Annotated in this window: 22 protein-coding genes; 15 read left to right on the plus strand and 7 right to left on the minus strand. The window is 72.9% G+C overall.

Translation table 11 applies throughout. The annotated features are described in order from the left end of the window. Window positions 1-8: 8 nt before the first annotated feature. A complete protein-coding gene (locus tag PV410_RS36590) occupies window positions 9-1,208 on the minus strand; it encodes an MFS transporter (RefSeq protein WP_500330469.1) in 1,200 nt (399 codons plus the stop codon). A 135-nt stretch (window positions 1,209-1,343) separates the two neighbouring features. Next, window positions 1,344-3,539: a glycogen debranching protein GlgX gene (gene glgX / locus PV410_RS36595; protein ID WP_500330471.1), complete on the minus strand. Its 2,196-nt coding sequence runs from the start codon at window positions 3,537-3,539 to the stop codon at window positions 1,344-1,346. A 334-nt stretch (window positions 3,540-3,873) separates the two neighbouring features. Between glgX and PV410_RS36600 the strand changes: the two genes are divergently transcribed. The 5 genes from PV410_RS36600 (at window position 3,874) to PV410_RS36620 (ending at window position 9,161) form a co-directional block, all read left to right on the plus strand. Continuing rightward, complete coding sequence (locus PV410_RS36600; RefSeq protein WP_500330473.1) at window positions 3,874-5,025, plus strand: L,D-transpeptidase; 1,152 nt, start codon at window positions 3,874-3,876, stop codon at window positions 5,023-5,025. Between the two features lie 202 nt (window positions 5,026-5,227). After that, the gene (locus PV410_RS36605; RefSeq protein ID WP_500330475.1) at window positions 5,228-6,406 is read left to right on the plus strand and encodes a L,D-transpeptidase; all 1,179 of its coding nucleotides are present in this window, start codon (window positions 5,228-5,230) and stop codon (window positions 6,404-6,406) included. 58 nt (window positions 6,407-6,464) lie between these two features. After that, window positions 6,465-7,232, plus strand: a complete 768-nt coding sequence (locus PV410_RS36610) for an enoyl-CoA hydratase/isomerase family protein (RefSeq protein WP_500330390.1) — start codon at window positions 6,465-6,467, stop codon at window positions 7,230-7,232. Window positions 7,233-7,486: 254 nt separating this feature from the next. Further along, a complete protein-coding gene (locus PV410_RS36615; RefSeq protein WP_499514100.1) occupies window positions 7,487-7,984 on the plus strand; it encodes an ATP-binding protein in 498 nt (165 codons plus the stop codon). Window positions 7,985-8,273: 289 nt separating this feature from the next. Further along, complete coding sequence (locus tag PV410_RS36620; protein ID WP_500330391.1) at window positions 8,274-9,161, plus strand: scabin-related ADP-ribosyltransferase; 888 nt, start codon at window positions 8,274-8,276, stop codon at window positions 9,159-9,161. A gap of 217 nt (window positions 9,162-9,378) precedes the next feature. Here PV410_RS36620 and PV410_RS36625 read toward each other — a convergent pair whose 3' ends face one another. Next, window positions 9,379-11,016: an FAD-dependent oxidoreductase gene (locus PV410_RS36625; RefSeq protein WP_500330393.1), complete on the minus strand. Its 1,638-nt coding sequence runs from the start codon at window positions 11,014-11,016 to the stop codon at window positions 9,379-9,381. A 53-nt stretch (window positions 11,017-11,069) separates the two neighbouring features. Further along, window positions 11,070-11,288 (minus strand): hypothetical protein, encoded by a 219-nt coding sequence (locus PV410_RS36630; protein WP_500330483.1) that lies wholly within the window; start codon window positions 11,286-11,288, stop codon window positions 11,070-11,072. On the opposite strand from PV410_RS36630, the gene PV410_RS36635 reads away from it, so the two are divergent. From PV410_RS36635 to PV410_RS36680, 10 genes are all read left to right on the plus strand, one after another. After that, a complete protein-coding gene (locus tag PV410_RS36635; RefSeq protein ID WP_500330477.1) occupies window positions 11,208-12,263 on the plus strand; it encodes a SchA/CurD-like domain-containing protein in 1,056 nt (351 codons plus the stop codon). The two genes, PV410_RS36630 and PV410_RS36635, sit on opposite strands and share 81 nt — an antisense overlap. An 80-nt stretch (window positions 12,264-12,343) precedes the next feature. Beyond that, a complete protein-coding gene (locus PV410_RS36640; RefSeq protein ID WP_499514104.1) occupies window positions 12,344-12,781 on the plus strand; it encodes a cupin domain-containing protein in 438 nt (145 codons plus the stop codon). Continuing rightward, window positions 12,778-14,046, plus strand: coding sequence for a beta-ketoacyl-[acyl-carrier-protein] synthase family protein (locus PV410_RS36645; RefSeq protein ID WP_500330395.1), 1,269 nt, complete (start codon window positions 12,778-12,780; stop codon window positions 14,044-14,046). Before PV410_RS36640 ends, PV410_RS36645 begins: the two co-directional genes overlap by 4 nt. After that, window positions 14,043-15,263, plus strand: coding sequence for a ketosynthase chain-length factor (locus PV410_RS36650; RefSeq protein WP_499514106.1), 1,221 nt, complete (start codon window positions 14,043-14,045; stop codon window positions 15,261-15,263). Before PV410_RS36645 ends, PV410_RS36650 begins: the two co-directional genes overlap by 4 nt. 28 nt (window positions 15,264-15,291) lie before the next feature. Then, window positions 15,292-15,549, plus strand: coding sequence for an acyl carrier protein (locus tag PV410_RS36655; protein WP_500330397.1), 258 nt, complete (start codon window positions 15,292-15,294; stop codon window positions 15,547-15,549). Window positions 15,550-15,551: 2 nt separating this feature from the next. Then, the gene (locus PV410_RS36660; protein WP_500330399.1) at window positions 15,552-16,013 is read left to right on the plus strand and encodes an SRPBCC family protein; all 462 of its coding nucleotides are present in this window, start codon (window positions 15,552-15,554) and stop codon (window positions 16,011-16,013) included. Beyond that, window positions 16,010-16,342: a TcmI family type II polyketide cyclase gene (locus PV410_RS36665; RefSeq protein ID WP_499514109.1), complete on the plus strand. Its 333-nt coding sequence runs from the start codon at window positions 16,010-16,012 to the stop codon at window positions 16,340-16,342. The genes PV410_RS36660 and PV410_RS36665 overlap by 4 nt, the downstream gene beginning before the upstream one ends. Then, a complete protein-coding gene (accA, locus tag PV410_RS36670; RefSeq protein ID WP_500330401.1) occupies window positions 16,335-18,023 on the plus strand; it encodes a carboxyltransferase subunit alpha in 1,689 nt (562 codons plus the stop codon). Before PV410_RS36665 ends, accA begins: the two co-directional genes overlap by 8 nt. Continuing rightward, window positions 18,020-18,661: an acetyl-CoA carboxylase biotin carboxyl carrier protein gene (locus PV410_RS36675; RefSeq protein WP_500330402.1), complete on the plus strand. Its 642-nt coding sequence runs from the start codon at window positions 18,020-18,022 to the stop codon at window positions 18,659-18,661. The genes accA and PV410_RS36675 overlap by 4 nt, the downstream gene beginning before the upstream one ends. 6 nt (window positions 18,662-18,667) lie before the next feature. Then, entirely contained in the window at window positions 18,668-20,014 is a 1,347-nt protein-coding gene (locus tag PV410_RS36680) for an acetyl-CoA carboxylase biotin carboxylase subunit (protein WP_500330404.1), read from the plus strand. Window positions 20,015-20,018: 4 nt separating this feature from the next. Here the strand turns inward: PV410_RS36680 and PV410_RS36685 are convergent, their stop codons facing one another. The 3 genes from PV410_RS36685 to PV410_RS36695 form a co-directional block, all read right to left on the minus strand. Beyond that, on the minus strand, window positions 20,019-21,095 hold the full coding sequence (locus tag PV410_RS36685) for a methyltransferase (RefSeq protein WP_500330405.1): 1,077 nt from the start codon (window positions 21,093-21,095) through the stop codon (window positions 20,019-20,021). Further along, complete coding sequence (locus PV410_RS36690) at window positions 21,092-22,159, minus strand: right-handed parallel beta-helix repeat-containing protein (protein WP_500330406.1); 1,068 nt, start codon at window positions 22,157-22,159, stop codon at window positions 21,092-21,094. The genes PV410_RS36685 and PV410_RS36690 overlap by 4 nt, the downstream gene beginning before the upstream one ends. Window positions 22,160-22,249: 90 nt before the next feature. Next, on the minus strand, window positions 22,250-23,293 hold the full coding sequence (locus PV410_RS36695; protein WP_500330408.1) for a hypothetical protein: 1,044 nt from the start codon (window positions 23,291-23,293) through the stop codon (window positions 22,250-22,252). Window positions 23,294-23,329 lie beyond the last annotated feature (36 nt).

Below are 23,329 nucleotides of genomic sequence, written 5' to 3' on the forward strand. Positions count from 1 at the left end.
GACAACCCTCATCCGGATTTTCGGCCGAGGTCGCGCACGGCGGGCACCGCCAGCAGCGCCACGCACACCAGCAGGGTCACCGCACCACCGGCCACCAGCACCGGGCGCGCCCCGAAGACACCCGCCGCCGGCCCCGCGAGGGCCTGCCCGACGGGCAGCATGGCGACCGAGCCGGCGACCTCGTACGCGTGGATGCGGTTGAGGATCTCGCCGGGCACCTGGGTCTGGACGCTGGTGGCCCACATCACACTCCAGAACGCCCAGGCCGTCCCGGCGACCAGCACCGCCGCCGCGACCGCCGGCACCGGCAGCCCGGCGCCGACCGCGGCCGGGTAGAGCGCGAAGCCGAACAGCGCCACGGCCCCGCCCCGCAGCGGCCGGGCCGGCCGCAGCCGTATCGCCAGCAGCCCGCCGAGCGCGGTGCCCGCCCCCAGGGCGGAGGAGACCAGGCCGTACGCCTTCGGGCCGTGCGCCGGCAGGATCTCGCCGGCCGCCAGCGGGGTGACCGGGCCCATGACGAGGATCATGAAGCCCATCCAGATGACGATCACCGACCACATCCAGGTGCGGGCCCGGAACTCCCGCCACCCCTCGACCAGGTCGGCCCGGAAGCTGCTGCGCCGGGCGGCGTCCTGCGGCTCCCGCGCGGTCCGGGCCGGCAGCCGGAGCAGCAGCAGGCAGAGGGCGCTCACCGCGTACGTGGCGGCGTGCGCGGCGAACACCCCGCCCGCCGAGGTGAAGGCCACCAGCACGCCGGCGAGCGCCGGGCCGGCCAGCGCCATCAGCGACTCGGCGGTGCGGACCACCCCGTTGGCCTCCTGGACGTCCCGTGCCACCTGGGGCACCGTGCTGGCCACCCCTGGCTGGAACATGGCGCCCGCCACGCCGTTGACGGCGCCGATCAGGCAGATCTGCCAGAGCACGACGTGCCCCGAGAAGAAGAGCCAGGCGGCCAGGGACTGCGTGCCGACCCGCACCAGGTCGGCGCCGATCATCAGGCCGCGGGCGCTGAACCGGTCGGCGAACACGCCGCCGAGGACGACCAGCCCGGCGAAGCAGGCGGTGAAGGAGGCCATGGCGTAGCCGATGTCGCCGGCGCCGTAACCGTGCTGGAGCAGCCCGGCCGACAGGGCGACGGGCAGCATCGAGTCGCCGAGCATGGCGACGCTGCGGGCGGTGAAGTACAGGCTGAACCCCCGTGACCACAGGCGGTCCCGGGGGGTGGCCGGCAGGGCGTGGCCGGAGGCGCACGGCGGCGAGGGCGGGGGTGCGGAGGTCACGGACGACCAGTGTGGACTGGACCAATCGGCCGAGTCCACACCTTTGCCGCCGCGTCTCGTCCCTCAGACGGCGCGCAGCAGCAGCACCGTCCTCCCCGGCACGGTCAGCGCCTTCCCGCCGCGGTGCCGGCTGCCCGGTGCTTCCGTCTGGTCCTCACGGGAGGTGTCGAGCAGCAGCTCGTACTCCCGGGCCCACGGCCCGCCCGGCAGCGTGAAGCGGACCGGGCGGTGCGAGGCGTGGAAGACCGCCAGGAAGCTGTCGTCGGTGACCGGGCGGCCGCGCGCGTCGCGGTGCGGGATGTCGGCGCCCGACAGGTACATCCCGAGCGTGGACGTGGGGCTGTACCAGTCGCCGTCGGTCATCTCCCGGCCCTGCGCGGTGAACCAGGCCAGGTCCCGCAGGCCCTCGGCGGACTGCGGCCGGCCGGAGAAGAAGGCCCTCCTGCGCAGCACGGGGTGGGCGCGACGCAACGCGATCAGCCGGGCCGTCAGCTCGCGCAGCGAGGCCCAGTCCGGATCCTGCGGCAGCGACCAGTCCAGCCAGCTGATCTCGTTGTCCTGGCAGTACGCGTTGTTGTTGCCGCCCTGGGTGCGGCCCGTCTCGTCACCGGCCACCAGCATCGGCACGCCGGTCGACAGCAGCAGCGTCGAGAGCATGTTGCGCAGCTGACGGCGGCGCAGCCCGCCCACGGCCGGGTCGTCGGTCTCGCCCTCGTGCCCGCAGTTCCAGGCGCGGTTGTCGTTGGTGCCGTCGCGGTTGTCCTCGCCGTTGGCCTCGTTGTGCTTGCGCTCGTAGCTCACCAGGTCGCGCAGGGTGAAGCCGTCGTGCGCGGTGATGAAGTTGACCGAGGCGTACGGACGGCGCCCGCCCCAGGCGTACAGGTCGCTGGAGCCGGACAGCCGGTAGCCCAGGTCGCGCACGTCGTGCTGGGTGCCGCGCCAGAAGTCCCGGACGGTGTCGCGGTAGCGGTCGTTCCACTCCGTCCACAGCGGCGGGAAGGCGCCGACCTGGTAACCGCCGGAGCCGACGTCCCAGGGCTCGGCGATGAGCTTGACCCGGCGCAGCACCGGGTCCTGGGCGATGACGGCGAGGAAGGGGGAGAGCATGTCGACGTCGTGCATCGACCGGGCGAGCGCCGCGGCGAGGTCGAAGCGGAAGCCGTCGACGCCCATCTCGGTCACCCAGTAGCGCAGGGAGTCGGTGATCAGCCGGAGCACCTGGGGCTGGACGACGTGGAGGGTGTTGCCGCAGCCGGTGTAGTCGGCGTAGCGGCGCGCGTCGCCCGGCAGCCGGTAGTAGCCGCGGTTGTCGATGCCGCGCAGGGAGAGGGTGGGCCCGAACTCGCTCCCCTCGGCGGTGTGGTTGTACACGACGTCGAGGATCACCTCCAGCCCCGCGTCGTGCAGGGCGCGCACCATCCGCTTGAACTCGCCCACCTGCTGTCCGCGGGTGCCGGTGGCGGCGTAGCCGGCGTGCGGGGCGAAGTAGCCGATCGAGTTGTAGCCCCAGTAGTTGCGCAGGCCCCGGCGCAGCAGGTGGTCCTCGTGCGCGAACTGGTGCACCGGCAGCAGTTCGACGGCGGTCACGCCGAGGCCGGTGAGGTACTCGATCGCCGCCGGGTGCGCCAGCCCGGCGTAGGTGCCGCGCAGTTCGGGCGGGATGCCGGGGTGGCGCATGGTGAAGCCGCGCACGTGCAGCTCGTAGATGACCGAGTCGGCCCAGGGCGTCTTGGGCCTGCGGTCGTCCGTCCAGGGGTCGTCGTCGTCCACCACGACGCCCTTGGGCACGTACGGGGCCGAGTCGCGGTTGTCCCGCACGGTGTCGGCGACCTCCTGCTCCGGCCAGTCGCGGACGTGGCCGTACACCTCGGGGGGCAGCGTGAAGTCGCCGTCGACCGCCCGCGCGTACGGGTCCAGCAGCAGCTTGGCCGGGTTCCAGCGGGCACCGGTCCACGGGTCCCAGCGGCCGCCGACCCGGTAGCCGTACCGGTGGCCGGCCAGGACCCCGGGCACGAAGCCGTGCCAGATCTCATGGGTCAGCTCGGTCAGGGGGACCCGGGTCTCGGCCCCCTCGTCGTCGAACAGGCACAGCTCCACCGACTCGGCGCCGCCCGCCCACAGGGCGAAGTTGGTGCCCGGGCGTCCGTCGGGGCCGGTGTGGAAGCGTGCCCCCAGGGGCTGCGGGCTGCCCGGCCACACCAGCGTGTCCCCGGCCCCGGCGGGCCCCGGCACGGCCGGCGCGGTCTCCGGGCGCGGCAGCGGCACGGCCACGGGGGCGGTCCGGTGGCCGTTCGGGCGCAGCTTTCCGGCCCGGTCGACCGATTCGTCCTCGCGCGTCTCCGACACGTGCTCGCCTCCTGCGGCTCGGGGGACGCCGGACCCGGCCGGCGCCGGCCGTGCCCGTGCGCGGCGCGGTGTCCCTCCGCGCGCGCGTCGCGCCCTCCCGCTTTACCTTCCCGTTCACCCTGCGGCGTCACACGCGTGATCGATCGGACGCGTCGCAGACGTTTCCCCGGGGCCGTCCGGTCGTTGACCGAGCGTGACGACTGCGGTGCGGCGCGCTCTGCGCGCGGGGGCGGGGCTTGCCACCGCCATGTGGCTGGCGGGGATGCTGACGGCGTGCGGGCTCGGGTTCGGGCCGGCGGACAGCGGTGCGGTGGCCGACGACACCCCGAAGGTGTCCGAGGCGAGGATCAGGATCACTCCGGGGGACGGTGCCCGTGACGTGGAGGCGGACGACCCGCTGACGGTCGAGGCCGAGGACGGCCTGCTCACCTCCGTGCACGTCGAGGACGGGGAGGGGGAGGTGGTCGAGGGCGTGTTCACCGCCGACCGTTCCCGCTGGCACGCCCGGTCCAGGCTGTCGCTGTCGGAGAAGTACACGGTGGACGCCGTCGCCGAGGACACGGGGGGCCGGCGCGCCGCCAAGCACGCGGTGTTCACCACCCTCGTCCCCAAGAACACCCTCATCGGCTACTTCACCCCCGAGGACGGGCAGACGGTCGGCACGGGCATGATCGTCTCCCTTGACTTCAACCGGCCGGTCACCGACCGCGCCGCCGTCGAGCGCGCCGTCCGCGTCGCCTCCTCGCCCGCCGTCGAGATCGCCCCGCACTGGTTCGGCGACCGGCGCCTCGACTTCCGCCCCCGCGAGCGCTGGGTCCCCGGCACGAAGGTGACGCTCTCGCTGCGGCTGCTCGACGTCGAGACCGGCCCCGGGGTCTACGGGGTGCAGTCCAAGGACGTCACCTTCGACATCGGCCGGGACCAGACCAGCACCGTCGACGCCGCCGCGCACACCCTGACGGTGCGCCGCGGCGGGCAGGTCACGCGCGTCCTGCCGATCTCGGCGGGCGCCCCGTCCAACCCGACGTACAACGGCGCGATGGTCATCTCCGAGAAGCTCCGGCTGACCCGGATGAACGGGGACACGGTGGGCTTCGGCGGCGAGTACGACATCCCCGACGTCCCGCACGCCATGCGGCTCACCCGCTCCGGCACCTTCGTGCACGGCAGTTATTGGGCCACCCCCGGCACCTTCGGCGCGGCCAACACCAGCCACGGCTGCGTCGGCCTGCTCGACGTGAAGGGCGGCGGGACGGCCACCCCGGCGGGCTGGTTCTTCGCGCACTCGCTCGTCGGCGACCTCGTCACCGTCGTCAACTCCCACGACCGCACCGTCGCTCCCGACAACGGCCTGGGCGGCTGGAACATGGCCTGGGAGCAGTGGGCGGCCGGCGGCTGAGGGCGGGCCCCGCGACTGGGACGGAACGGTGACAATACCGGGATCCACAACACCGGTTCCGTGTGGTTCTCTAAGCGCTAGGTGAGGGGGACTCACCCTTGGGCCACGGGGCCACGGGCCGGTTTTGGGGAGACGTGAGTTGAAGGCGATACAGGGCGCGCCGGGCGCAAGGCGGACCACCTTGGCCCTCGCGGTGGGGGCGATGCTGCTCCTGGTCAGTGCGTGCGGGGGCAGCGCCAGCGGCGACAGCAAGGGCGGGGACAAGGCCAGGCCCGGTGCCTCGGCCTCGCAGGGCGGCAAGGGGGACACGACCGAGTCGCAGGCCGTCGTGACCATCGCGCCCGAGGACGGGGCCGACGAGGTGGCCACGACGGGGGACCTCAAGGTCACCGCGGGCAAGGGCAAGCTGACCTCGGTCGTGGTCAAGAGCGGCAAGGGCGACCCGGTCGAGGGCAAGATATCCGCCGACGGCAGCAGTTGGGAGCCGACCGAGACGCTCGGCACCTCCACCGAGTACTCGGTGGACGCGATAGCCAAGGACGGCGCGGGCCGCGAGTCGGCCAAGCACGCGAGCTTCACCACGGTCACCCCGAAGGACACCTTCATCGGCTTCTTCACCCCCGAGGACGGCCAGACGGTCGGCGTCGGCATGCCGGTCTCGCTCAAGTTCAACCGGGCGATCACCGACAAGAAGGCGGTCCAGGAAGCGATCGAGGTGACCGCGAACCCCTCGGTCCCCGTCGTCGGCCACTGGTACGGCGACCAGCGCGTCGACTTCCGTCCCGAGAAGTACTGGGCCAAGGGCACCAAGATCACGCTCTCCCTGCGGCTGAACGGGGTCGAGGGCGCGAAGGGCGTCTACGGCACCCAGTCCAAGGACGTGCACTACACCATCGGCCGCAGCCAGGTCAGCATCGTCGACGCCGCCAAGCACACGATGAAGGTCTACCGCGACGGCAGCCTGCTGAAGACCATCCCGATCACCTCGGGCGGGCCCGGCACGACGACCTACAACGGCAAGATGGTCATCACCGAGCGGTACAAGGTGACCCGCATGAACGGCGACACCGTGGGCTTCGGCGGTGAGTACGACATCAAGGACGTGCCCAACGCCCAGCGCCTGACCACCTCGGGCACCTTCATCCACGGCAACTACTGGGCCTCGCCCGGCACCTTCGGCAACGCCAACGTCAGCCACGGCTGCGTGGGCCTGCGGGACGTGCGCGGCGGCAACGGCGACACCCCGTCCTCGTGGTTCTACAACAACTCGATGATCGGTGACGTCGTGCAGGTCAAGAACTCCCACGACAAGACCGTGCAGTGGTGGAACGGGCTCAACGGCTGGAACCTGCCGTGGAGCCAGTGGACCCCCGCCTCCTGACGCGCCCCGTGAGGCACGTCGCAGCGTAAACGGGCGTTCACGGATACCCTCGTCGGCCATGACAGTTAATCTCGAGGTCGACGAGGGTGTCGGCACCATCCGCCTGGACCGCCCCCCGATGAACGCCCTGGACGTCGCGACCCAGGACCGGCTCCGCGAAGTGGCGGAGGAGGCCTCCCGGCGCGAGGACGTACGGGCCGTCGTGATCTGGGGCGGCGAGAAGGTGTTCGCGGCGGGCGCGGACATCAAGGAAATGCAGGTCATGGATTACGAGGCCATGGCCGTGCGGTCCCGCGCACTGCAGGACTCCTTCACGGCGGTCGCCCGGATCCCCAAGCCGGTGGTGGCCGCCGTGACCGGTTACGCCCTCGGCGGCGGCTGCGAACTCGCGCTCTGCGCCGACGTCCGGGTCGCCGCGGAGGACGCCAAGCTCGGCCAGCCGGAGATCCTGCTCGGCCTCATCCCCGGCGCGGGCGGCACGCAGCGGCTGTCGCGCCTGGTGGGTCCCGCCAAGGCGAAGGACCTGATCTTCACCGGCCGGATGGTCAAGGCCGACGAGGCGCTCACCATCGGCCTGGTGGACAAGGTGGTCCCGGCCGGGCAGGTGTACGCCGAGGCCCGCGCCTGGGCCGAGCGGCTGGCCCGGGGGCCGGCGCTGGCGCTGCGCGCCGCCAAGGAGGCCGTGGACGCCGGTCTCGAGACCGATCTGGAGACCGGCCTCACCATCGAACGGAACCTGTTCGCAGGGCTGTTCGCGACCGAGGACCGTACGACGGGCATGCGCAGCTTCGTCGAGGAGGGTCCGGGCAAGGCGAAGTTCCGCTAGACCCAACCCGGTTGAGTGACAGCCGGCGCCTGTCGGGTCGCCTTAAGCCGACCTTAAGAGGACCTTAAGGCGACCTGCGCCGGATTCCTCGACCGTTCGTCGTCGGCGCCCCCTTCGCGCAGGTGGGAAGGGTTGTGTGAGATCCATCATTGCCCTTGACATATGCCAGTACGGCAACTCGGAATGACGCGTTCCGCCCCGCCAATTCCCCCGATCCGCCCCGAACCGCCGTCGCGTACGGCCATCATGAGAGCATGGCGGGGCAGCAGGGAGCATCTGAGCAGCCGCAGCGGGTAACGGTCCCGGCGGCGGGGTGGCCGCCCACGGCGGTCGACGATCTGGCGGCGACGTCCCTCGATCTGTTGGGGAATCCCTCCGTGGACGAGGTGCGGCTCTCCTCGCGCCCCGAGTCCGCGGCCACAGCCCGGCGGCTGAGCCGTTCGGTGCTCCGGCTCTGGGGTCTGCCCCAGTTCAACGACGTCGTCGAGTTACTCGTCTCCGAACTCGTCGGCAATGCCGTGCGTCACACCGGGGCCCGTACCTTCGGCCTGCGCATGCTGCGCCGCCGCGGCTGGATCCGGGTGGAGGTGCGCGACCCCTCGCGGGCGCTGCCCTGCCTGATGCCGGTGCGCGAGATGGACGTGAGCGGGCGGGGTCTCTTCCTGATCGACAAGCTCGCCGACCGCTGGGGGGTGGATCTGCTGCCACGCGGCAAGACCACCTGGTTCGAAATGCGGGTCATGGACCGGTGAACGCCAAATGAACAGCTAACCTGCGTTTACAAGGTCAGTGTCCCACCTCACTCCCACATCGTGAGGTTTCAGCTGCGATGTCTCGTATAGTTGTGGAGCAACGACCCCCATGACCCGGGCTCGGTCGTCCCATGGCGTCGTGGATCACACCCCCTGGCTCCACGACGAATCGAGAGGCCCCAGCAGCGTCCCACAACGATGCGCAGGGGCCTCTTTCGTCTTCCGGCGGGACACGCCGACAAGGGTGACCATTCCGGCGACCGGGCGATACCGGGGTGATCGTGGGCATATGATCGCACTGCGCACGCTGCGCCGGCTTTGCGCCGCCGCCCTTTCCCTGGGGGTGCTCGCACTCCCCGTCTGCACGGCCGCCGCGGCCGTCGCCCCGGGTCTTCCACGCGACCCGGCCGTCCCCGAATGGTGCCCCGTCGTTCCCGACCGGCTCTACGCCGCCGCGGACACCAGCGTCGACCTCGACCGGATCAGGCCCGACGAGCCGGCCTGGCGCTCCAACTGCAACGCCCTCTTCCGTGGCGACGACCGCCCTCCGGAGACCGTCTTCAAGGACGGCCTGCGTCCCGAGGACGTGGGCGACGGCGAGTACGACCTGCAGGCCTACGCCCGCCGGGAGCAACCCTCGCCGTTCGTGGCCACCACCTACGACCGCGAGGCCCTGCGGCAGCAGACGGCCGCCTACCACTACTACATCGACGCCCCTGGCGGCATCGAGCTCGACGAGACCCTCGGTACCCGTGAACTGCGTTCGGCCCGTACCGGCGTGGTCTTCCCCGGGGGCATCGCCCGCCAGTTCGTCGTGAAGGCCTGCCCGGTGGACAAGGCCACCAAGGCCGAGCTCACGGCCCGGTGCGTGGTCAACCCCGCGTACTCGCCGTGGCGCGGCTGGCCGGCCCCCGACTGGACGGGGGTGAAGGAGCCCGCCGGCCCCGCTGCACCCGCTGCCCCCTCCGCGCCTCCCGCCGCCCCGTCGGCGCCTCCGGCGGCCAAGCCGGGTGCGTCACCGGCCGGCCGGCCCTCCGCGCCTCCGGCGGCCAAGCCGGGTGCGTCACCGGAGGTCCGTCCCTCCGCACCGCCCGCCGTCCCGCAGGGGACACCGCCCGCCGCCCAGCCGGGCGCGCCACGGTCCTCGGTGGAGGGCGGGGACGGCCCGGTGGGCTGAGGGCGGCCTTCCCGCCGTGCGGTGCGGTGACCGGCCCCGGCCGGTCACCGCACCGCGTCCGGCGGGGGAGACGTCGAACTCCGGCGGCGGCGCCCCCGGGCCGAGGGCGCCGGCGAACGGGAACGGCGGCCACCGGCGCTCCGTGAGCGTGGTGGCCGCCGTTCGTACGGTCAACCGTCCCCCCGTGCCGTCTCCTCGGCAGCCTGCGGCGCGACGGTCAGCCGAGCCGCAGCACCGAGGTCAGGACCTTGTCCAGGGTCGCCGCGGGGTCCTCCACGGCCTCGCGGCTCCGCCAGGCGACGAAGCCGTCCGGGCGGACCAGGATCGCGCCGCTCGGCGTCATGCCGTGCACCGCGGTCCAGTCCGTGCCCGCCTCGGGCACCAGGTCGGCCTGCGTGGACTCGCCGAGCCGGTACGCCTGCAGCGGCACCCCGAGGCGCTCCGCGACCGTGCGGGCCGCGTCGTGCCAGGCCGTGCCCTTCGGCCCGTCGCCGGTGAGCAGCACCATGGAGCGCTCGTACAGGTCCAGCGTGGAGCGGCGCTCGCCGTCCCGGGTGGTCACCCACACGTGCGGGGAACGGCCACCGGGTTCGGCGACCGGCCGGAAGTCCTCGGGGACGACCGGCCGCCCCGGGTCCGCGCCCAGGAACGCGCCCTCGGGGTAGCGGTAGCCCAGCGCGACCACCAGGACCCCCTTCTGGGGCCCGCCGCCGGCCGGCGGCGCGTAGCCCGGGTGGGCGTGCTCGGCGGAACGGGCGGAGGCCCGCTCGCTGGTGGCCACGGCGACCGGGCGGCGCTCGGCCTCGTACGTCTCCAGCAGCTCCGGCCCGGCCCAGCCCCCGGTCACCGCGGCGAGCTTCCACGCCAGGTTGTGGGCGTCCTGGATGCCGGTGTTGGAGCCGAAGGCGCCGGTGGGGGACATCTCGTGGCACGAGTCGCCGGCGAGCAGCACCCGCCCGCGCCCGTAGGAGTCCGCGACCCGCTCCGCGGCCCGCCAGGGGGCCCGGCCGGTGATCTCGATCTCCAGGTCCGGCACGCCCACCGCGGTGCGGATGTGCGCGGCCAGCCGCTGGTCGGTGAAGTCCTCCGGCGACTCGCCCCGCTCGGGGTGCCAGGGCGCGTGGAAGACCCAGTTCTCCTGGTTGTCGACCGGCAGCAGCACGCCGTCGGCGTCCGGATTGGTCAGGTAGCACGCGATGAAGTAGCGGTCGCCCACCGCGTCGGCCAGCCGCTTGGCGCGGAAGGTCGCGCTGATGTTGGCGAAGAGGTCGCCGCGTCCGGTGTGACCGATGCCCAGGGCGCTGCGCACCGGGCTGCGCGGACCGTCGGCCGCGACGAGGTAGTCGGTCCTGACGGTGCTGCGGTCGCCGGTCTCCCGGTCCATCAGCTCGCAGGTGACGCCGTCCTCGTCCTGGGTGAACGACACCAGCTCGGTGCTGAAGCGCAGGTCGCCGCCGAGCGTGCGGGCGTAGTCCAGGAGCACCGGCTCCAGGTCGTTCTGGCTGCACAGGCACCAGCCGCTGGGGCTGATGCCGGACAGCCGGCCGCCCGGGTCGATCTCCCGGAACAGCCATTCGGCGTTGTCGGAGGTCAGCGAGTCGGCCTGCAGGATGCCGTGGTTGTCGGCGAGTACGGAGGCGGCCTGCCGGATCAGCGGCTCGGCCCCGGCCGTACGGAACAGCTCCATGGTCCGCAGGTTGTTGCCGCGGCCACGGGGGTGGATGGAGGTACCCGGGTGCTTCTCGACGAGGACGTGCCGGACGCCGAGCCGGCCCAGGAAGACTGAGCTGGAGAGCCCGACGAGGGAGCCCCCCACGATGAGGACCGGAACCCGGTCTTCGGCCTGTGGAGTCATAGCTCCCTTGATGCCCGATTACCGGGGGTATTTTCGCCCGTCACCCAATTGGATCACATATCTCGCACCGGTTGGGCCACCACAGCACGATCGTTGGACGACGGACCTCGGGGGTTGCTCGCTCTCGGAAGAGGTGGAATATGCCGGCCCAGGCCGAAAAGGTCTCGCAGTCCGCGCTCGATGGCAATCGCCTGCGCGTCGTCCTCATGCTTGATGTTGAAGACGACGCCGAGCAGCGGTTTCTTGACGCGTATGACCAGATGTGCCGCCACGTCGCTGCCGTGCCCGGACACGTCAGCGACCAGCTTTGCCAGTCGATCGAAAATCCCTCGCAATGGCTGATCACCAGTGAGTGGGAGAGTGCGCTGCACTTCCTCGCCTGGGTGGACAGCCCGACCCACCTGGAGATGGTGCAGCCGATGCACGGCTGCGTGAAGGACACCCGCTCGCTCCGCTTCGGGGTGCTGCGGGAGACCCGTACCTCCTACGAGTCCGGTCGCATGCAGACCGTGCCGAGGGTCGGGGACGGGATCATCCGCCACGCCATCACCTTCACCGTGAAGCCCGGCAGCGAACAGCAGGTGGCGGACATCCTGTCCGGTTACACCTCGCCGCAGGCCGTGGTCGACGAGAACACGCGGCTGCGCCGCACCTCGCTGTTCATGCACGGCAACCGTGTCGTGCGCGCCGTGGAGGTGGAGGGCGACCTGGCCAGGGCACTGCGCCATGTCGCCCGCCAGCCCGAGGTGCGGGCGGTCGAGGAAGCCATCAACCCCTACCTGGAGGTGGACCGGGATCTCAACGACCCGGGCTCGGCACGGGAGTTCTTCGCCCGCGCCGCGCTCCCGGCCGTGCACCACGTCGCCAAGGGCACCGACCGGCCGGAGGACCTGAGCCGTCACGCCCTGATCTACCCGGCCAAGGCGGGCTCCGGCCAGGCCGTCGCCAAGATGCTCGCCCAGCAGGACGAGGAGGCCGTGGACGTCCGCAAGGGGCCGCTCGCGCGCAGCACCGTCTTCCTGCGCGAGAGCGAGGACATCGTTGTGCGCCTGGTCGACCTGCGGGTCCCGGTCGAGGAGGCCTCGCTCATCGCCGTGGGCGCCGCCGGCAAGCACAAGGCTGGCGTCCTCGCCAGGCTGCTCGACCTCGGTCCCGACTGGGACCTCGCGGACGAGCAGGGCCTGAAGCGGTTCCTCGTCGAATACGACATGCGCATGGTCACCGACCGCAGCGCGGCCACGTCCTGACCCGTACGAGCCATCGGCAGCCGGCAGGTACCGGCCGGCCCGGGGTGCGCCCCGGGCCGGCCCCGCCGGAGGAGGCAAGCATGGATGATCTTCTGACCAACGAACGGAACGTCCCGTTCACGCCGACCATCGTGAACCTGGGGGACACCCCGCACAACCGCCGTCGCGGCGGCGACCTGCGGGCGATGCTCACCCCGACCGCGTGCGGCGCCACCAGCGGCTTCATGGGCGTCGCGCTCGTGGAGCCCGGTGACCGGATCGGCGAGCACTACCACCCGTACTCGGAGGAGTTCGTGTACGTGGTGTGCGGTGCGCTTGAGGTGGACCTCGACGGGGAGCCGTACGTGCTCCGCCCGGAGCAGGGCCTGATGATCCCGCCGTACGTCCGCCACCGTTTCCGCAACGTCGGCGACACCGAGGCCCGGCTCGTCTTCCACCTCGGTCCGCTCGCTCCGCGCCCGGAGCTGGGCCATGTCGACACCGAGCCCACCGAGCAGACCGAGGACGCGGCGTCATGACCCGCCGGGTGGCGGTCACCGGGGCCGGTGTCGTCGCCCCCGGCGGTGTCGGGGTCCCCGCTTTCTGGGAACTGCTCACCGCCGGCCGGACGGCGACCCGCGGGATCACGCTCTTCGACCCGACGGGCTTCCGGTCCCGCATCGCCGCTGAGGTCGACTTCGACGCGGCGGCCTGCGGGCTGAGCCCGCGGGACCTGGAACGCGCCGACCGGTACGTCCAGTTCGCGCTCGTCGCGGCCGCCGAGGCGGTCCGCGACGCCGGGCTGGAACTGGACGAGGAGGACCCCTGGCGGGTCGGGGTCTCCCTCGGCACCGCCGTCGGAGGCACCACCCGGCTGGAACACGACTACATACGCGTCAGTGAACGTGGCACCCGCTGGGACGTCGACCACCGGCAGGCGGGTGCGCACCTGCACCGGGCGTTCGCGCCCAGCGCGCTCGCCTCGGAGATAGCCGAACGGCACGGCGCCCGCGGTCCCGTGCAGACCGTCTCCACGGGCTGCACCTCCGGCCTGGACGCCGTGGGCTACGCGTTCCAGACCATCGAGGAGGGACGCGCCGACATCATCATCGCCGGTGCGTCGGACTCCCCGATCTCACCCATCACGGTGGCCTGCTTCGACGCCATCAAGGCCACCTCCCCCAACAACGACGACCCGGCCCACGCCTCCCGTCCCTTCGACGCCCGCCGCGACGGCTTCGTCATGGGCGAGGGCGGCGCCGTGCTGATCCTGGAGGAACTGGAGCACGCCAAGGCCCGCGGTGCCCGGATCTACTGCGAGATCGGTGGCTACGCCACGTACGGCAACGCCTACCACATGACCGGGCTCACCACCGACGGCCTGGAGATGTCCGAGGCCATCGACCAGGCACTGGACCACGCCAGGATCGACCCGTCGGGCGTCGACTACGTCAACGCGCACGGCTCGGGCACCAAGCAGAACGACCGCCACGAGACCGCGGCGGTGAAGCGCTCGCTGGGCGCGCATGCCTACTCCACGCCCATGAGCTCCATCAAGTCCATGGTCGGCCACTCCCTGGGTGCGATCGGCGCGATCGAACTGGCCGCCTGCACCCTGGCCCTCGCCCACGGCGTGGTGCCACCGACCGCCAACTACGAGACCCCGGACCCGGAGTGCGACCTGGACTACGTCCCGCGCACCGCCCGTGAGCTGAAGCTGCGCACCGTGCTGTCGGTCGGCAGCGGATTCGGCGGGTTCCAGTCCGCGGTCGTCCTCAACCGACCGGAGGGGAGCCAGCGATGAACACGCAAGCGGTGGTCACCGGCATCGGCGTCGTCGCGCCGAACGGCATCGGAGCCGACGCCTTCTGGAAGGCGACCAGGGAAGGTGTCGCCGTCCTCGACGCGGTCACCCGCGAGGGATGCCGGGACCTGCCGCTTCGGGTCGCGGGGGAGGTCCGCGGCTTCGAGGTGTCGGCGGTCGTCGAGGACCGCTACACCGTGCAGACCGACCGGTTCACCCACTTCGCGATGGCGGCCGCCGACCAGGCCATCGCCGACTCGGGCCTGCGCTTCGACGAGGAGTCACCCTTCGACATCGGAGTGGTGACGGCGGCCTGTTCCGGCGGTGGCGAGTTCGGCCAGCGCGAACTGCAGCACCTGTGGGGCAAGGGGCCGAACTTCGTCGGCCCGTACCAGTCCATCGCGTGGTTCTACGCGGCGAGCACCGGTCAGATCTCGATCCGCGGCGGCTTCAAGGGCCCCTGCGGCGTGGTGGCCAGCGACGAGGCCGGTGGTCTCGACGCCATCTCCCACGCCTGCCGCAACATCACCCGTGGCAACGGCACCCGGGCCGTCGTCGTCGGCGCCGCCGAGGCGCCGCTGGCGCCGTACTCGGGTGTCTGCCAGCTCGGATACGAAGAACTCAGCCTGGAGGAGGATCCCGAACGGGCCTATCTGCCCTTCACCCGGCACGCCCGCGGTTTCGCCCCCGCCGAGGGCGGCGCGATGCTCGTGGTCGAGGACCCCGAGCACGCCGCCGGCCGCGGGGCCGAGGTGCAGGCCGTCATCGCGGGGCACGGTGCCACCTTCACCGGGGCCTCGCGCTGGGCGGAGTCCCGTGAGGGACTGGCCCGCGCCATCCGCGACGCCCTCGCGGAAGCCGGGTGCGCACCCGGGGACATCGATGTGGTCTTCGCCGACGCACTCGGCACCCCGGAGGCCGACCGCGCCGAGGCGCTGGCCCTGGCCGACGTGTTCGGCAAGCGCGCCCGGAAGATTCCCGTGACCGCCCCCAAGACCGGCACCGGCCGCGCCTACTGCGGCGCCCCGGTGCTCGACGTGGCCGCAGCCGTGTTCGCCCTGCGGCACGCAGTCGTGCCCCCCACCCCCAACATCACCGACACCTGCCACGACCTCGACCTGGTCATCGGCCGGCCCCGGCCGGCGGAACTGCGGACCGCGCTGGTGCTCAGCCGCGGCCTCATGGGTTCCAACTCGGCCCTGGTTGTCCGGGCGTAGCGCAGGCGCAGTGAAGGAGAGCTCTTCCATGAGCAAGGAACTGACCTACGGCGAACTCGCCACCCTGATGAAGTCCAATGCCGGCATCACCGTCGACGTGGCCCTGCTGAGCGGCCACCCGGAGACACCCTTCGCCGAGTACGGCCTGGACTCGCTCGGCCTGCTCGGCATCGTCGGCGCCCTGGAGAACGACCGGGGCATCCCGATCGCCGGCGACGCCGACTCGTGCAAGACCCCCGGCGCCTTCATGGACGTCGTCAACACCTCACTCAAGGCAGGAGTCTGACCATGCCCGGCCACACCGAGAACGAGATCACCATCCCCGCCCCGATGGACGTCGTCTGGGACGTCACCAACGACGTGGAGGGCTGGCCGGACCTGTTCAGCGAGTACGCCTCCGTGGAGATCGTGGAGCGCGAGGGCGACCGGGTCGTCTTCCGGCTCACCATGCACCCCGACGAGCACGGCCAGGTGTGGAGCTGGGTCTCCGAGCGGATCGCCGACCGCGCCACCCGCACGGTGCGCGCGCACCGGGTCGAGACCGGCCCGTTCCAGTACATGGACATCCACTGGCAGTACGAGGAGGTCCCCGGCGGCACCCGGATGCGCTGGACCCAGGACTTCGCCATGAAGCCCGGCGCCCCCCTCGACGACGAGGCGATGACCGCCCGGATCAACGACAACTCCAAGATCCAGCTGGAGCTGATCCGCGAGCGCATCGTGCAGCGCCACGGGGGCGGCGCGGCATGAAGACCTACCGCAGCCTGATCGTGGCCAGGATGAAGCCCGGCGTCGAGGAGCAGGTGGCGCAGGTCTTCGCCGAGTCCGACAAGGGCGAACTGCCGGGTCTGATCGGGGTCACCGGACGCAGCCTGTTCCAGTTCGGCGACGTCTACCTGCACCTGGTCGAGGCCGAGCGGCCGCCCGGCCCGGAGGTCGGCAGGTACAAGGACCACCCGGCGTTCCGGGACATCAGCGACCAGCTGTCGTCCTTCATCTCCGCGTACGACCCCGAGACCTGGCGCGAGCCCAAGGACGCCATGGCCCGGGAGTTCTACCGCTGGGAGCGCAGTGGCTGACACGGCCACCGCCGAGCCGGACTGGGTGCGCTGCGAGCGCTGTGCCGCGCTCGTCTACGGCAAGCGCTACACCCGTACGCTGCGCGTCTGTCCCGAGTGCGGCGCGCACGGCCGGCTCACCGCCCGGCAGCGGCTCGACCAGCTGCTGGACCCCGGCTCCTGCCGGCCGCTCGCCGCGGAGCGCGGCGAGCGGCCGGCGGAGCACGACCCGCTGGGCTTCACGGACACCCGCCCGTACGCCGAGCGGCTGCGCGAGGCCCGCACGGCGACCGGCCTGGACGAGGCCGTCGTCTGCGTGCACGGCACCGTCGAGGGACAGCCGGTCGTGGTCGCCGCGATGGACTTCCACTTCCTCGGCGGCAGTCTCGGCCTGGGCGTCGGCTCGCACATCACCCGGGCCGCCCGGACCAGTCTGCGACGGCGCGTCCCCCTGCTGCTCGTGACCGCCTCCGGCGGCGCCCGTATGCAGGAGGGCGCCCTGTCGCTGATGCAGATGGCCAGGACCGCCCAGGTGCTCACCGAACTCGACGAGGCGGGCGTCCTGGTGGTGTCCCTGGTCACCGACCCCACCTACGGAGGCGTCGCCGCCTCCTACGCGACCCTCGCCGACGTCATCATCGCCGAGCCCGGCGCCCGGATGGGCTTCGCCGGGCCGCGCGTCATCCAGCAGACCACCGGCCAGCGGCTCCCCGAGGGCTTCCAGACCGCGGAGTTCCTCCTCGCGCGCGGCCTCATCGACGACGTCGTCCCCCGCGCCGCGCTCCGCCCGACGCTGGCCCGGCTGCTGCGGCTGCGCTCCGGCGGCGCCGCGGCGGACCGGGAGCGCGGGCCCGCGGTCCGCGTCGTCCGCACGGCGGACGAACTGCCGGAGCGGGACGCCTGGGAGGCGGTACGGCTGGCCCGGCACCCGCTGCGGCCCACGGCGGCCGACTACGCGGCCCATCTGCTCCAGGACTTCCACGAACTGCACGGCGACCGGCTGGCCGCCGACTGCCCGGCCGTCATCGGCGGTCCTGGCCTGCTCCACGGCAGCCCGGTCATGCTGATCGGCCACCACAAGGGCGGCCCCGGGCTGGAGGAGCGCAGGCGGCGGCACTTCGGCATGGCCACCCCGGCCGGCTACCGGAAGGCGGCCCGCCTGATGCGCACCGCCGCCAAGCTGGGCATGCCGGTGGTGACCCTCATCGACACCCCGGGCGCCAACCCGGGGCCGGAGGCGGAGAGCGGCGGCCAGGCCCTGGCCATCGCCGAGACCCTGCGGCTGATGGCCCGGCTGCCCGTGCCGGTCGTCGCCGTGATCACCGGCGAGGGCGGCAGCGGCGGCGCACTGGCGTTCGCCGTCGCCGACCGGGTCCTGGTCAGCGCCAACGGCATCTACTCCGTGATCAGCCCCGAGGGCTGCGCCGCGATCCTGTGGAAGGACCCCGGCGCCGCCCCCGCGGCGGCGGCCGCCCTGCGGCTGCACGCACGCGATCTGCTCCGGCTGGGCATCGTCGACGGTGTGGTCCCCGAGCCGCCCGACGGCGCCCACGGGGACCACGCCCACGCGGCCGCCCTCGTCGGCGGCGCGCTCTCGGCCGCCCTGGACGAACTGCGTCCCTGGGCCCCCGACCGGCTGCTGGCCGAGCGCCGCGACCGGTTCCACCGTTTCGGCCGACTGGAGGAGGAGGCAGCACCGTGACACTCCACGGCGACGACAGGACGGCCCGCCCCCCGGGCGCGGGCAAGGCCCTCAACGGAACGTCCCCCGGCAGTGCGCCGGCCGCGCTCCCGGTGCTGGATGCGGTCTGCCGCAGCGCCACCGAACTGGCCCGCTCCATGCCCACCCCGCCGCAGCGGATCAGGCTGCGGCACGGGCAGACGGCGGTCGAGATCGAGTGGCCGCAACCGCAGGCGGAGCCGCCCGCGTCCACTGCCGCGCACATTGCCGCACCCGCTCCGGCGGCGGAGGCGGCCGCGGCACCGGCGACCCCTCCCGCGGCCGCCCCCGCACCGGCGTCCTCCGCAGGCCGGGCCCAGGGCGCACCGGAGGCGCAACAGGCGCACGGAGCGCACGACTCCACGTCGCTTCACTACGTCTGCGCCCCCACTGTGGGCACCTTCTACCACGCCCCGGAACCCGGCGAGCGCCCGTGCGTGAGCCTCGGCGACCTCGTACGCCCCGGCCAGCCCGTGGGCGTCCTGGAGGTCATGAAGATGATGAGCGTCGTCGAGGCGGACGTGGCCGGCCGGGTCGTGGAGGTCGTCGTCCCGGACGGGCAGCCCGTCGAGTTCCAGCAGGCGCTGATCGCACTGGAGCCGATACCGGTGGGGGAGTGAGGGCCGGTGTTCTCCACCGTCCTGGTCGCCAACCGTGGCGAGATCGCGCTGCGGGTCGCGCGCGCCTGCCGTGAACTCGGCATCCGGACCGTCGCGGTGTACTCCACCGCCGACCGCGACTCGGCCGTCGTGCGCTTCGCCGACGAGGCCGTGCACATCGGACCGCCCCCGGCGAGGGCGAGCTACCTCAACATCCCCGCCGTCGTCGAGGCCGCCCGCCGCACCGGCGCGCAGGCCGTCCACCCCGGTTACGGCTTCCTGTCCGAGGACCCCGACTTCGCCGAGGTCTGCGAGGCCAACGGCCTCACCTTCATCGGGCCCTCCCCCGAGGTGCTGTCCCGGCTCGGCGACAAGGCCGCCTGCCGCGCGCTGATGGCCGAGGCCGGACTGCCCGTGCTGCCCGGCAGCACGGGCCCGCTGGCCGGCGCCGCCGACGCGAAGGAGGCGGCGCAGCAGACCGGTTACCCGGTGATCCTCAAGGCCGTCGCGGGCGGCGGCGGACGCGGCATGGCCGTGGTCACCGACCCGGACCGGCTGCTGGACACCTACAAGCGCACCGCGGCGCACGCCCGCGCCGTCTTCGGCGACGACCGGCTCTATCTGGAGCGGTACGTCGAGCGGGCCCGCCACGTGGAGGTGCAGGTGCTCTGCGACCGGCACGGCGCGGTCGTCCACCTCGGCGAGCGCGACTGCTCGGTGCAGCGGCACCACCAGAAGCTGGTCGAGGAGACCCCCGCCCCCGACCTGCCGGCGCGGTTGCGGTCGCAGATGTGCGACGCGGCCGTGCGCGGCGCCCGGGCGGTCGGCTACACCGGCGTGGGCACCTTCGAGTTCGTGCTCACCCCGGAGCGCGACTTCCATCTGATGGAGGTCAACTGCCGGCTCCAGGTGGAGCACCCGGTCACCGAGATGGTCACCGGGATCGACCTGGTCCGTGAGCAGATCCTGGTCGCCGCGGGCCATCCGCTGACCCTGCGCCAGGAGGACGTCGTGCACCGTGGGGTCGCCGTCGAGTGCCGGGTCAACGCCGAGGATCCCGCCCGGGACTTCGCGCCGACCCCGGGTCTGCTCACGGAGTTCGAGGTGCCCGGCGGGCCCTTCGTACGGGTGGACACCCATGCCTTCCCCGGCTGGCGGATCGGCCCCGACTACGACTCCCTGCTCGCCAAGGCCGTCGTCTGGGCCCCGGACCGGGAGCGGGCGCTGGCCCGGATGGACCGCGTCCTGGAGGAACTGCGGGTGCGCGGCGAGGGTGTGCGCACCACGGCGGGCTTCCTGCGCAAGGTGCTGGCCCGCCCGGAGTTCCGGGCGGGCCGGCACACCACCTCTCTGGTGGGGGAGATGACCGGCTAGCGGGTCACCGCGCCCCGCCGACCGTGCTGTGCAGGGCGTGCAGGTAGGCGTTGACCGGGGCCACCTCGCCCACCTGCAGCCCGGCCTCCGTCATCAGCTTCACCATGCTGTCCCGCGTGTGCTTCTGGCCGCCGACGTTCAGCAGCAGGAGCAGGTCCATGGCGGTGGTGAAGCGCATGGAGGGCGTGTCGTCGACGAGGTTCTCGATGACGATCACCTTCGCGCTGGCGCCGCCCGCTGCGACGACGTTGCGCAGCGTGCGGCGCGTGCTGTCGTCGTCCCACTCCAGGATGTTCTTGATGATGTACATGTCGGCGGCCACCGGGATGTCCACCCGGCAGTCCCCGGGCACCAGCCGGGCCCGCGCGGCGAGCGGACCGCCCTCGCGCAGCCGCGGGTCGGCGCCAGCCACGACCTTCGGCAGGTCCAGCAGCGTGCCCTGCAGGTCGGGGTGCTTCTCCAGCAGGGCGGCCAGCACGTGCCCCTGGCCGCCGCCGATGTCGGCGACCGAGCGGACGCCGGACAGGTCGAGCAGCGCCGCGATGTCCTCGGCGGACTGCCGGCTGGAGGCGGTCATGGCGCGGTCGAAGACCCGGGCGCTGTCGCGGGCGTCGTCGTGGAGGTACTCGAAGAACTCCTTGCCGAAGACCTCCGGGAAGATGTTGCGGCCGCCGCGCACCGCCTCGTCCAGCCGCGGCCAGACCTCCCACGTCCACGGCTCGGTGCACCACAGCGCGATGTAGTGCAGGGTGTTCGGGCTGTCCTTGCGGAGCATCCGGGACATCTCGGTGTGGGCGAAGCGGCCGTCCGCCTGCTGCTCGAAGACCCCGTACGCGGCCAGGGCGAGCAGCAGCCGGCGCAGCTGGCGCGGCGCCGTGTCGACCATGGCCGCGAGCTCGTCGACGGTCGAGGGCTCCTTGCCGAGCGCGTCCGGCACGCCGAGCCTGGCCGCGGCCCGTACGGCGGCGGCGCAGGCGGCGCCGAAGACGAGCTCGCGCAGGCGCATCGCCGGCGGCGTGGCGGACTCGGCGGGCGCCGCGGTCGCGGTGCCGTCCGCGTTGGTGGCTTCTGTCAAGGTCATTCCTCGCACAACCCCTTCGGTTCGGAGACGCGGCACTTGTTGTCACGGAGGACATTCACGGTGCCCTGGTCACGGTCGGCCAGATCGGCCGGGCGGTTGCCCAGGGTCGTGTTGCCCCGGACGGTGTTGCCGGTGTCGGGGGCGCCCACCACGCTGCGGAAGAGCACGATCCCGCCGGACATCGGTGAGGTGCCGTGGTTGTCCACGACCCGGTTGCGGACCACCAGGGTCCGCTCTGCCCCTGTCAGCACGATCCCGGCACCCTGGATGAAGGGGAGCCGGGCGTTGGGCGGGCAGTACTTGTTGTTCGCCGCCACGAGGTTGTCGGAGACGGTCAGGCCCCCGGCACGGGGGACGCCCTCGTCCCCGACGACGAAGACGCCGCCGCAGTTGGCGGTGATGTGGTTGTCGACGACCCCCAGGTTGCGCACCCGGCGCAGCACGACCCCGATCCGGTTGCCCGTCAGCTCGTTGCCGCTGATGCGGGCGCGCTCGGTGTCCAGCGCGCCGCCCTCCGAGTCCGCGGTGTTGGCCAGGAAGATCCCCGACTCGCCGTTCTGCCGGGAGACGTTGTCCCGCAGCAGCGTCCGCACCGAGTGCTGGACGCCGATGCCCTGGTGCCCGTTGTCCTCGGCGGTCACGTCACTGACCTCGAGACCGTCGGTCCACGAGGCGTCGACGCCGTTCTTGCGGAAGCCGGAGACCGAGAGCGACATCAGCCGCACACCGTCCAGCCCGCTCTGCTCCGTTCCGGTGACGCACAGCCCGTGGCCCGCCAGGGCGCAGGCGTTCTGGTCGCTCCGGCCGGCCGGGGTGAGGACGGTGTCGGTGCCGTGGCCGATCAGCGTCAGCCGGGGCTTGGTCACGTTGACGCTGCCCGGGTAGGTCCCGGGGAGGATCTCGATGACGTCGCCCGGCCGGGCCCGGTCCACCGCAGCCTGGACGGACTCCCCGGGCCGGACGACGAGCGCGCCCGGCGCGGCCTCGGCCCGGGGGACGGCGCACAGCCCCAGCGCGCTGACGACCGCGACCACGGCGGCCGCCTGGGGCCGACGAAGTGTCATGACTGCCGTACCTGCTTTCCGGGTGACGTCCGAGTCACCTGAAATCTGACGCTATGAGTGGTTCTGCCGTATCGCCACTCTGCCGGGGCATCAGAGGCGGCAGCGGACGGAGGGCCGCACGGGCACCACCACCCGGTGACCGAGCACGCCCGCGTCCACCGTTCCGTCGGCCGCCGCGTACCAGCGCCAATGGGCGCCCGGGACATGGCCGACCGTCAGGACCGTCCAGCCGCCGCCCTTCGGGCCCGCCAGCGTCGCCAGCACGCGGGCCTCCTCGGCGTCCGGCCGGTGCAGCAGCACGACCAGCCCCGCCGGGACCTGCGGCGCCCCCGCGCCGCGCAGCGCGGCGATCTGACGGACGCTCCGGACCCGGACCACGGCGGGCGGCCCGGGCAGGTCACGGGCACCGGGACCGACGGCGACCACCACGGTGCGGCCCGCGGGCGCCGCCTCCAACACCCCGTCCACCAGGGCGAGCACCGCGTCCCGCGCGACCGCGGGATCCCCGAGCACGCTGAGGACGCCGCCGATCCGCGCGAGGTTCACCAGCAGCTGCCCCCGGCCGACCGCGCCCAGCCTGGTCAGTTGGGGGAGCGGCCCCGGGCCGGTGGCGGCCGTCTCGGCCGGTACGAGACCCGTGCGCTCCCAGCGGGTCGGGGTCAGCGCCGTCCACGGCGCCGGGGCGGGCCCGCACGCCGAGACCGTGGCCAGCACCCGGCCAGGCTCGGCGAGCACGCCCCGCACCCGGACCGGGCTGCCGGGCCGTCCCGCCAGGGCCAGTTCACGCAGTGCGTGCCGCACCACCAGCGGGGTACGGGTGTCCGCCGCGAGCCGGCGGCCGAGCGCCGCCCGCCGGCGCCGTCGCAGCGCCCGCAGCAACGGACGGCGGCCCACGGCGAGGCCGGCCAGCAGCACCACCACGCCGACCCCCGCCGCCGCCTCGTACGGCGGCAGGCCGGCGTCACCACGGGACGGACGGGGCGCACCGGCGGCGGTCGCCGGTCCTTGTGGCACCAGCCGTACGGGGGCGGCGGGGGAGCGGCCCGCGGCGGTGCCGGGGGACGGGGCGACGGCGAACAGCAGGGCGGCCGCCGCCAGCAGGCGGACCGTCCTCATCGCGGGGCTGTACCGCATCGTTCCTCTCCTCCTGTGGACCGGCCGGGCACGCGG

The organism is Streptomyces sp. PA03-5A (assembly GCF_033792725.1).
In the GTDB taxonomy this organism is placed as follows: Bacteria; Actinomycetota; Actinomycetes; order Streptomycetales; family Streptomycetaceae; genus Actinacidiphila.